Genomic DNA, 8849 nt, shown 5'->3' with positions numbered 1-8849 from the left:
TGTTAAAACATCTTGACGATGCCTGCATCGACCGGCTGGAACAGATCGCGCCTATCACTGTTCCGGCTGGCGGTGTGCTATTTCGCGCCGGAGACGCGGCAAAGGGTTATCCGATTGTTCTAGGCGGAACGATTGATGTCTATTTGACCAGCATATCAGGGCGCGAAATCGTACTTTATAGCGTAAGTTCGGGTCAGGCGTGCATTCAAAGCACGCTCGGCTTGATGGGTACTGTACCTTATTCGGCAGAGGCCCGCGCGGTCACTGAAACTACACTCATTCTGGTGCCTGCGCTTGTCTTTACGAATATGCTCGGCACATCCGATGCGTTTCGCAAAATGGTGTTCTCTGCCTTTGGCGAAAGGATGAACTCTGTCACGCATCTTCTTGAAAAAGTGGCATTTCTAAAGATTGAGCCGCGCATAGCAGAAGCCCTGATCGCGCTTAGCGAACGTCAAGGCAGCGCGAAAATCGCTATCACGCAAAGCGAACTGGCAAGCAGGATCGGAACCGCGCGCGAAGTCATCTCGCGCAAGCTAGAACATTGGGGCGCATCAGGGGTGTTAAAAACAACCCGTGGTGCGATCGAAATTCTCGACCTGAAAGCCCTCAAAACAATCGCAGAGCAAGTTTAATTTCGTTTTGGCGGGAACAATGTGACTCGGTCACAGACAGGTTAGCGACAAAGGCCTAGACTCCGACTCAGTCATCGAAATTGGAGAACACCATGACAAAGAACGTCGGAAGCATTGATCGCATTTTGCGCATCGTTATCGGTTTGGCCCTTTTGGCCGGATTTTTCCTGAATTCAGATGGCAGCTACCGCTGGCTCTATCTCATCGGCATCGTGCCTTTGGCGACAGGTCTGATGAGCAGCTGCCCGCTCTATTCCATCTTTGGAATCAAGACCTGCAAGTCCCGCTAAGGTCTGAACGCGTTGTATGTTAAGCGGTATCGGGTGCGTGAGGCAATCACGCACCCTTTTTCAGTCAAGCCCTCAGTCGCGCGCCCGAAGGATCAAAGGGCGGCTCTGCAAGGATCACCGCACGATGTGGCTGGCCAAGGACCATCACCTCAACCGCATCGCCGGGTTTGGCATCTTTGACGAACCCAAGTGCAAGGCTCATGCCGACGGTATAACCATAGGTGCCCGAGGTGACCCGCCCGATCCCTTTGCCGTCCTTGAAGATCGGCTCACCCCCTGTTGCATCCGCGTTCGAGGCATTCACATCGTCTTCATTCAGATGCAGCAGCACCATATGCTCGCGCGCGTCTTTGGCCAGGGTTTCGGCAACGGCATCCTTGTTCAGGAAATCCTTGTCCATCTTGCAAAGGCGATCCAGCCCGACTTCTTGCGGGAAGTATTCCGGGCTATATTCGCGGCTCCAGGAGCCGTAGCCCTTTTCGACGCGCAAGCTCATCAAGGCACGCCCGCCGACAGGGCCCGCGCCCAAGGGTTCACCCGCTCCAAGGAGCGCTTCATAGAGGCGCGCTTGATCCGCTTGAGCGCAATGCAGCTCCCAACCCAGATCACCGGTAAAGCTGACCCGCAGCGCCAAGACATGAACGCCTGCAAGTTCGATCCATTTCGAGCGCATGAAAGGAAAGTCTTCTGTTGCAAGCGAGGTATTGGTCATGCGTTGCAGCATTTCGCGCGATTTCGGGCCAGCGACGTTGAAGCCACAAATGTCATTTGTGCGGCTTTCGAAAATCGTTCCCGTTGGCAGCGGCACCTGTTTGAAAAAGCGTTTGTGATAACGCTCGGCCATGCCCGAACCGATGATCCAGAACTCGTCCTCGGCCAGTCGCGTGACAGTGAAATCGCCCGCGATACCGCCGCGTTTGCCAATAAGCGGTGTGAGGCATGAGCGGCCAACCGCCTTGGGCATGTTGTTGGCAAAGACCGCGTTGAGCCAGGCTTCAGCCCCCGGCCCTTTGCAGATGTATTTGGCGAAATTGGAAATGTCGATGATGCCCGCATGTTCGCGCAGCATGCGGCACTCGTTGCCCACAGGCCCCCACCAGTTCTGACGCGTGAACCCGTTGGTATCCGATGCACCGGCCTCATTGGCAAACCAAAGCGGATGTTCCCAGCCCGAATTCAACCCGAAAACCGCGCCGCGCTCTGCCTGCATTGCGTAAGCTGGACGCATCCGTGCCGGGCGACCAGCTGCGCGTTCCTCATTCGGAAAATGGATCGCAAAACGATGCGCATAACTGTCTTGCACGCGCGCTTTGGTAAAGGCCTTATCCGCCCAGGTGTCAAAACGCGCCACATCCCAGCCGAACATATCATATTGCGTTTCGCCCTCGATGATCCATTGCGCAGCCATCAGGCCCATGCCACCCGATTGCGAGAACCCCGGAATGATGCCGTTACAGCAGAAATAATTGTCAAGTTCAGGCACAGGGCCAAAGAGCACGTTGGAATCCGGCGACCAGATCATCGGCCCGTTAATGACCCGTTTGATCCCCGCCTCAGCCACCGCAGGAACGCGTTCGATTGCGTTCATCATATTCTCTTCGATGCGTTCGAGATCATCGGGAAATAGATCATGAGCAAAGTCCAGCGGCGTGCCCTCTTCGGCCCAGAATTTCATGTCCCGCTCATAGGCGCCGACAAGCAGCCCCTTGCCTTCCTGACGCAGATAGTATTCGCCGTCGCGGTCCGAAACGGACGGCAGGCGGCGATCCATTCCTTCGATCTCGGGGATGCTTTCGGTCACGAAATACTGGTGCTCGGTGGGTTGCAACGGCAAGGTGATGCCAGCCATCGCCGCCACTTCGCGCCCCCAAAGTCCCGCGGCATTCACAACCCATTGCGTATGAATGTCGCCCTTTGGCGTTTTGACGATCCAGGTACCATCCTCTTGCGCTTCGGTTCCCGTGACGGGCGTGAAGCGCATGATCTCTGCCCCGCGCTGGCGCGCACCGACGGCATAGGCATTGGTAACGCCCGAAGGGTCCACATTGCCGCCATCGGGTTCATACATAACGCATTTGATGCCCTCGAAATTCACCATCGGGTTCAGCTCGCGCGCTTCCTCGATGGATATCTCGTAAAAATTCATCCCGTAAAGCTTGGCCTTGGCCGCTTGCAATCGCAACTGATGCACCCGCGCTTCGGTCTGCGCCAGATAAAGCGATCCGGGCTGGAATACGCCGCAGGACTGGCCTGTTTCCGCTTCCAGATCATTGTAGAGTTTCATCGTGTAATGCTGGATGCGCGAGATATTGGTGCTGTCGTGCAGACCATGGATATTCGCTGCCGCGTGCCATGTGGAGCCGGACGTCAGCTCGTCACGCTCTAGCAGGACCACATCGGACCAGCCGAGTTTTGTAAGGTGATAAAGGATCGAGCAGCCGATCACACCGCCCCCGATGACGACTGCCTGTGCTGTGGTGCGCATGTTTATTCCCTTTCGAGTTCACGAGCAAATTGAGAGGTTTCACCCCCATACGATTGCACAGGTGCGACACATTATGTCGCCTTGTTACAAGTCAGAAACTTTCACAACTCCACCCCGAGACGCGCCGCACAGTTTTTTGCACAATGTTGAATGTCACGGCTCCCTTTGTCGCTCAAGACAGCCAAAACACGTGTCAACGCAACCTGAACTTCCGGGATATCCCCGCCAGAGCGCGCAATCACATCAAAGCTGCAACGAAAAAGCTGCTCGCATTGCAGCGGTTTGATCCAGAGCCGATCAAAGCACACTTCGCTGCTTTCGCTTTCGCTTTCAGCCAACATCAGGCTGCTCAAACGGTTCACCACATCAACAGCAGTTTGCGGATCGTTGATCCCGGGGGAAAGCGCGCGGTTGGCGACCTCGCTCATCACGATCAACCCAAACTCCGCGTCCTGCTCAAAACTACGCGAGGCCCGAATGACAATCGCTTCACCCAGCAACCTGCGACGTACCTCACTGGGCTCTTCAAGACCAGTAAATTGCAGCAATAGATCACCGCAATTCACATAATCCCCCGCACGCACATGAATATAGACACGACCGTTACACGCCTGTGCTTCTTGCTGAAGCGCATCCGCAGCGATCATGGTGACATAGCCTGCTTTGCTCGCATAAAGGTGAAACCCCTGCCCGTCCTTTGCATCGGACGCGCCCAGAAAGGCATTTGCCCCGGCCGTTGGCGAGCGATGAAATGCCGCCAGAGCAGGATGGGCCTTTGCTTGGGTGCAATCGAGGATATTTTCGAGCAGGCCAAAGCGTTCAATATGGTGAATCCAGCGGATAATCGCGATCACCACCTGCACAACGATGACAATCGAGACAAGGAAAAGCACAAAGCGTGTCGCATTGCTCATCAACGGCGTTGCAAGCACGATTATACCCGTCAACGAGAACAGGAATGCACCGATAAACACGGACAAGATGCGGTGCGTTGTCTGATCCTCGCGCAAAATCAAAACAGCGCGCGGTGTGGCAGAGCTTTCAACGCCGCGAAAGGATGAAGACAGGATCGAGAGCGAAAAAATGGTAACCGCAAGCATGGAAGATGCCAGTGTCGTCAACACGGTTTCAAGCGAATCCGCGCCCAAGTATGTGACCCAGGCCTCTGGCAAATATGGGCTAATCAAAATCGCGGCCCCTACAGAGGCCAGCGCAAAAACAGCATAAAGGCTAACGCGTACAATCAAACGGCGGGCGAAATACGCAAGGTATTGAAAAATAGATTGCAGCATCTCAGCCCGCCTTTACTTTGCGACAGAAAATGTCGCCTGTGGGATAGCCGTAACTTAGGCCTCTTTAGAACACTCGCGCCATACGCAAACGGAGACAAGCATGAAAACCACCACCCGAGTAGCTGTGATTGGCGGAGGCGTCGTCGGATGCTCCGTTTTGTACCATCTGACCAAACTGGGGTGGTCCGATGTCATGCTGATCGAACGCTCCGAACTCACATCAGGCTCGACATGGCATGCCGCTGGTGGATTCCATACGCTAAACGGCGACACCAATATGGCGGCGCTTCAGGGCTATACGATCAAACTATATAAAGAGCTGGAAGAGTTGACGGGCATGTCCTGCGGTTTGCATCATGTGGGCGGCGTGACGCTGGCAGACAATCAGGAACGCTTTGACATGCTTCTCGCCGAACGCGCCAAGCATCGCTATATGGGGCTTGAGACCGAAATCGTCGGTCCCGAAGAGATCAAGAAGATCGCGCCGGTCACAAACACCGACGGCATTCTCGGTGCGCTTTATGATCCGCTTGACGGACACCTTGACCCTTCGGGCACCACCCATGCCTATGCCAAAGCCGCGCGCATGGGCGGGGCAACAATTGAAACCCACACAAAGGTTATCGAAACCAACCAACGCCCCGATGGAACATGGGATGTGGTGACGGACAAAGGCACGATCCATGCCGAGCATGTGGTCAATGCGGGTGGCCTTTGGGCGCGCGAAGTTGGCGCAATGGCAGGCGTTTACCTTCCCCTGCATCCAATGGAACACCAGTATATCGTCACGGATGACATTCCGGAGATCTATAATATGGGCAGCGAACACCCCCATGTGATGGATCCCGCTGGCGAAAGCTATCTACGTCAAGAAGGACGCGGATTGTGCATCGGGTTTTATGAGCAACCCTGCCGCCCTTGGGCCGTTGATGGCACGCCTTGGGACTTTGGCCATGAATTGCTGCCCGATGATTATGACAAGATCGAAGACAGCATCGCCTTTGCCTACAAGCGTTTCCCGGTTCTGGAAACCGCTGGCATCAAGAGCGTCATTCACGGCCCCTTCACCTTTGCCCCAGACGGCAACCCGCTGGTCGGCCCTGTGCCGGGCCTGCGCAATTATTGGTCCGCTTGCGGTGTTATGGCCGGCTTTTCTCAGGGTGGCGGCGTTGGCTTGATGCTGGCGCAATGGATGATCGAAGGCGAAACCGAACGCGATACATTCGCCATGGATGTGGCCCGCTTTGGTCAGGGGATCATCACGCCGGGCTACACATTGCCAAAGGTGATTGAAAACTATCAAAAGCGTTTCTCGGTCAGCTACCCGAATGAAGAGCTCCCCGCCGCGCGCCCCTTCCGCACAACGCCAATGTACGACATTTTCACTGATATGGGCGCGGTTTGGGGCCAGCAATACGGGCTTGAGGTCGCCAACTACTTCGCGCGTGAAGATGGTGAGCCGGCATATGAGACACCCTCCTTCCGCCGCTCTGACGCCTTTGGCGCGACCGCGCGTGAAGTGAAAGCCGTGCGCGAAGCGGTCGGCATCAATGAGGTGCAGAATTTTGGCAAATACGCGATCACCGGCCCGAACGCGCGCGCATGGCTTGATAGGATCATGGCTGGACGCATTCCAAAGCCCGGGCGTTTAAGCCTGACCCCCATGCTTTCGCCAAAGGGCCGCCTGATCGGGGATTTCACCGTGTCATGCCTTACCGAGGAAGAGTTTCAGCTAACTGCCAGCTATGGCAGCCAAGCGTTCCATACTCGCTGGTTTGAACAGAACATGGACGACGGTGTTCAGCTTGATAATATCTCTGATCGGCGCACAGGCTTCCAGATAGCAGGACCAAAAGCGCGCGAGATTTTGGCCGCTTGTACGCGCACAGATATCAGCGACATGAAATTCATGGATGTGCGTCGCATGACCGTTGGAATGGCCGATTGCCTCGTGCAACGCGTCAGCTATACGGGCGATCTGGGCTATGAAATCTATTGCGATGCCATGGCGCAGCGCCAACTTTGGTGGACGCTCTGGCAAGCGGGCGAGCCTTTGGGAATGCAACCCTTCGGGATGCGCGCGATGATGAGCCTGCGTCTGGACAAGTTCTTTGGCTCCTGGCTGTCTGAGTTTTCGCCAGATTACACGGCCGCGGAAACGGGCATGGATCGCTTCATCAGCTTCAAGAAGAACACCCAATTCATTGGCCGCACTGCCGCTGAGGCAGAGCGCGCGGTGCCCCCCGCCCGTCAACTCTGCGCCTTTGAGGTAGATGCAGACGGCGCAGATGTGGTTGCTTACGAGCCGATCTGGATGGACGGCACTGTGCAGGGTTTCTGCACCTCTGGCGGCTATTCCCATTACGCTGGCAAAAGCATCGCGCAGGCATTGATCCCGCGAGAGGCTGTGCGCGAAGGGTTGGAAGTGGACATCGAAATCCTTGGCCAGATGCGCAAGGCCCGATTGATTACCACGCCCCTCTTTGACGCAGATGGCGCGCGGATGCGCGGATAATGACCATCACCTGCTTGATCCCCGCCGCTGGCGCTTCCTCGCGCATGCGCGGCGCGGACAAGCTGATGCAAGATGTTGAGGGCGAGCCTTGCGTCGTTGCACTTGCCAAGCGGGCATTGGCCGCTGGATTGAACGTCATCGTTACCCTGCCAAGCGCGGATCATCCGCGCGCCCTTGCCCTGAGCGGGCTGCCATTGCTCAAACTCGCCGTGCCAGACGCTGGCGAGGGCATGTCAGCCTCGCTCCGCGCTGGCGCGCGCGCAATGCCTGATGCAGCAACAGGGTTAATGATCTTGCCCGCTGACATGCCCGCCATAACAAGCGCGGACATCTCAAAAATGCGCGATGTGTTCACACAGACTTTGCCGCTCATACTAAAGGCGCGCGCCGCGTCGGGAAAATCGGGGCATCCGGTTATCTTTGCGGCAAAGCTTCGCAGCGATTTCGAACATCTGTCTGGCGATGCTGGTGCGCAAAGCATTGTTCAAAGGCATAAAGACCGCATCGCATTCGTTGATTTCAGCGATGAACGTCCGCTAAGCGATCTGGATACGCCCGAAGACTGGGCTGCATGGCGCGCGTCACTTGGGCGGGAATAATGCCTGTGACAGCTCGTCTGCATTGATAGATGCGCGCGCCGCCGGGAAAACAATTTCGGCGTCTTTTTCGTCAAGCTCGGGGAAAATGCTAATCAACTCGGCGCGGTGACGTTCGTCGATCGCCCCTGCGCGCATGTCGCTAGGTTGATAGCTTTCAGACCAGGCCCCATCCGCCAAAATGATCTCATGCTGTTCAAACATGAAATGGATATAGGTAACCTCTGAAACTTCAACGTGCGAGATACCTTCAAAACACGTCAGTAAATGCGCGGGAACCAGAACTTCGTCCGAATTGAACCAACGGCGGATCTGATCGTTGTTCAGCAACATTCTGTGTTGCGGAGACACGCGCGTGACCCGTTCAGGCAGGTTAGGACCCAAGGCCCCTTTACTGATCTGGATGGGCTGAAGGTTCGGATGTGCCTTCAAAACGTTGCTTGGCAGAACGCTGGCAGCGGCCCAAAGGACAGTTTGATATCCGTTGTCGCGTGTCAGAACACGCGTCCCCACCGCAATCTCTTCAACAGGAAGCTCGCCCTGATCGGTTTTGATAAGCGTGCCGGGCGTAAAACAAGGGCAATAGGAGGTAACTTGATGCGGGGTTTGGCCGCCCGCATCAAGATCGTTGCACACAACAGAACCAAGGTCATTGCGAAGGACTAAACTGGTACTATTCACATTCATAAACACTCGTCTTTTCGCAGGCCAACTAACCGTGATTCACTTTACGTGATCCTGTTTGGTGACCTAAGGTGACGAAAATGTGGCAAACGGGTGGTTCACTCGCGGCAATTGGGAATAAATTACCCGACCTGCAACCCAAGGGTGTACGGAAATTCCATTACAACTCAGCGCACAGAATCTCGGCTTCAAAACGCTTCAGTGAACGCCGTGCAGCACCGTAATTATGCAGCCCTTTTTGGGTGTTAATCACTGCCCCGCTGGCATCGAGATATTCGATGATACCGCTTTCAGGGCCGCTTTGGATAACACGGGCATTGATGCCACTTAGATCAATGACATCAATATCAGA

8 protein-coding genes are annotated in these 8849 nt (G+C 55.6%); 4 read left to right on the top strand and 4 right to left on the bottom strand.

Features of this window, described 5'->3' with window-relative positions; translation table 11 throughout:
- Together WBC85_RS08245 and WBC85_RS08240 are read left to right on the top strand one after the other, a co-directional pair.
- Positions 1–635: Crp/Fnr family transcriptional regulator (locus tag WBC85_RS08245; protein ID WP_424435135.1), on the top strand; the 635-nt coding region annotated here is incomplete at its 5' end.
- Positions 636–727: 92 nt separating this feature from the next.
- Positions 728–925 carry a YgaP family membrane protein gene (locus WBC85_RS08240; RefSeq protein WP_424435132.1) on the top strand — a complete coding sequence of 66 codons (198 nt, stop codon included), beginning with the start codon at positions 728–730 and terminating at the stop codon, positions 923–925.
- Positions 926–989: 64 nt separating this feature from the next.
- Here the strand turns inward: WBC85_RS08240 and WBC85_RS08235 are convergent, their stop codons facing one another.
- Together WBC85_RS08235 and WBC85_RS08230 are read right to left on the bottom strand one after the other, a co-directional pair.
- Complete coding sequence (locus WBC85_RS08235) at positions 990–3410, bottom strand: GcvT family protein (RefSeq protein ID WP_424435129.1); 2421 nt, start codon at positions 3408–3410, stop codon at positions 990–992.
- Between the two features lie 101 nt (positions 3411–3511).
- Positions 3512–4702 carry a DUF2254 domain-containing protein gene (locus WBC85_RS08230; RefSeq protein ID WP_424435126.1) on the bottom strand — a complete coding sequence of 397 codons (1191 nt, stop codon included), beginning with the start codon at positions 4700–4702 and terminating at the stop codon, positions 3512–3514.
- Positions 4703–4802: 100 nt separating this feature from the next.
- Between WBC85_RS08230 and WBC85_RS08225 the strand changes: the two genes are divergently transcribed.
- Together WBC85_RS08225 and WBC85_RS08220 are read left to right on the top strand one after the other, a co-directional pair.
- The gene (locus tag WBC85_RS08225) at positions 4803–7217 is read left to right on the top strand and encodes a GcvT family protein (protein ID WP_424435123.1); all 2415 of its coding nucleotides are present in this window, start codon (positions 4803–4805) and stop codon (positions 7215–7217) included.
- Positions 7217–7816, top strand: coding sequence for a nucleotidyltransferase family protein (locus tag WBC85_RS08220; protein WP_424435120.1), 600 nt, complete (start codon positions 7217–7219; stop codon positions 7814–7816). Before WBC85_RS08225 ends, WBC85_RS08220 begins: the two co-directional genes overlap by 1 nt.
- Here WBC85_RS08220 and WBC85_RS08215 read toward each other — a convergent pair.
- On the bottom strand, positions 7799–8500 hold the full coding sequence (locus WBC85_RS08215; RefSeq protein ID WP_424435117.1) for a Hint domain-containing protein: 702 nt from the start codon (positions 8498–8500) through the stop codon (positions 7799–7801). The two genes, WBC85_RS08220 and WBC85_RS08215, sit on opposite strands and share 18 nt — an antisense overlap.
- A gap of 157 nt (positions 8501–8657) precedes the next feature.
- On the bottom strand, positions 8658–8849 hold a 192-nt coding region (locus WBC85_RS08210; protein WP_424435114.1), incomplete at its 5' end, for a hypothetical protein.

Source organism: Planktotalea sp., assembly GCF_049680325.1.
GTDB lineage: Bacteria > Pseudomonadota > Alphaproteobacteria > Rhodobacterales > Rhodobacteraceae > Planktotalea.
The sequence above is the reverse complement of the archived record's forward strand: the minus strand, read 5'-3'. Positions and strand labels throughout refer to the sequence as shown.

What these genes read in the sequence shown, in the direction of transcription:
- WBC85_RS08240 (WP_424435132.1), top strand. Translation starts at nt 728, where the DNA reads ATGACAAAGAACGTCGGAAGCATTGATCGCATTTTGCGCATCGTTATC.
- WBC85_RS08235 (WP_424435129.1), bottom strand. Translation starts at nt 3,410, where the DNA reads ATGCGCACCACAGCACAGGCAGTCGTCATCGGGGGCGGTGTGATCGGC.
- WBC85_RS08230 (WP_424435126.1), bottom strand. Translation starts at nt 4,702, where the DNA reads ATGCTGCAATCTATTTTTCAATACCTTGCGTATTTCGCCCGCCGTTTG.
- WBC85_RS08225 (WP_424435123.1), top strand. Translation starts at nt 4,803, where the DNA reads ATGAAAACCACCACCCGAGTAGCTGTGATTGGCGGAGGCGTCGTCGGA.
- WBC85_RS08220 (WP_424435120.1), top strand. Translation starts at nt 7,217, where the DNA reads ATGACCATCACCTGCTTGATCCCCGCCGCTGGCGCTTCCTCGCGCATG.
- WBC85_RS08215 (WP_424435117.1), bottom strand. Translation starts at nt 8,500, where the DNA reads ATGAATGTGAATAGTACCAGTTTAGTCCTTCGCAATGACCTTGGTTCT.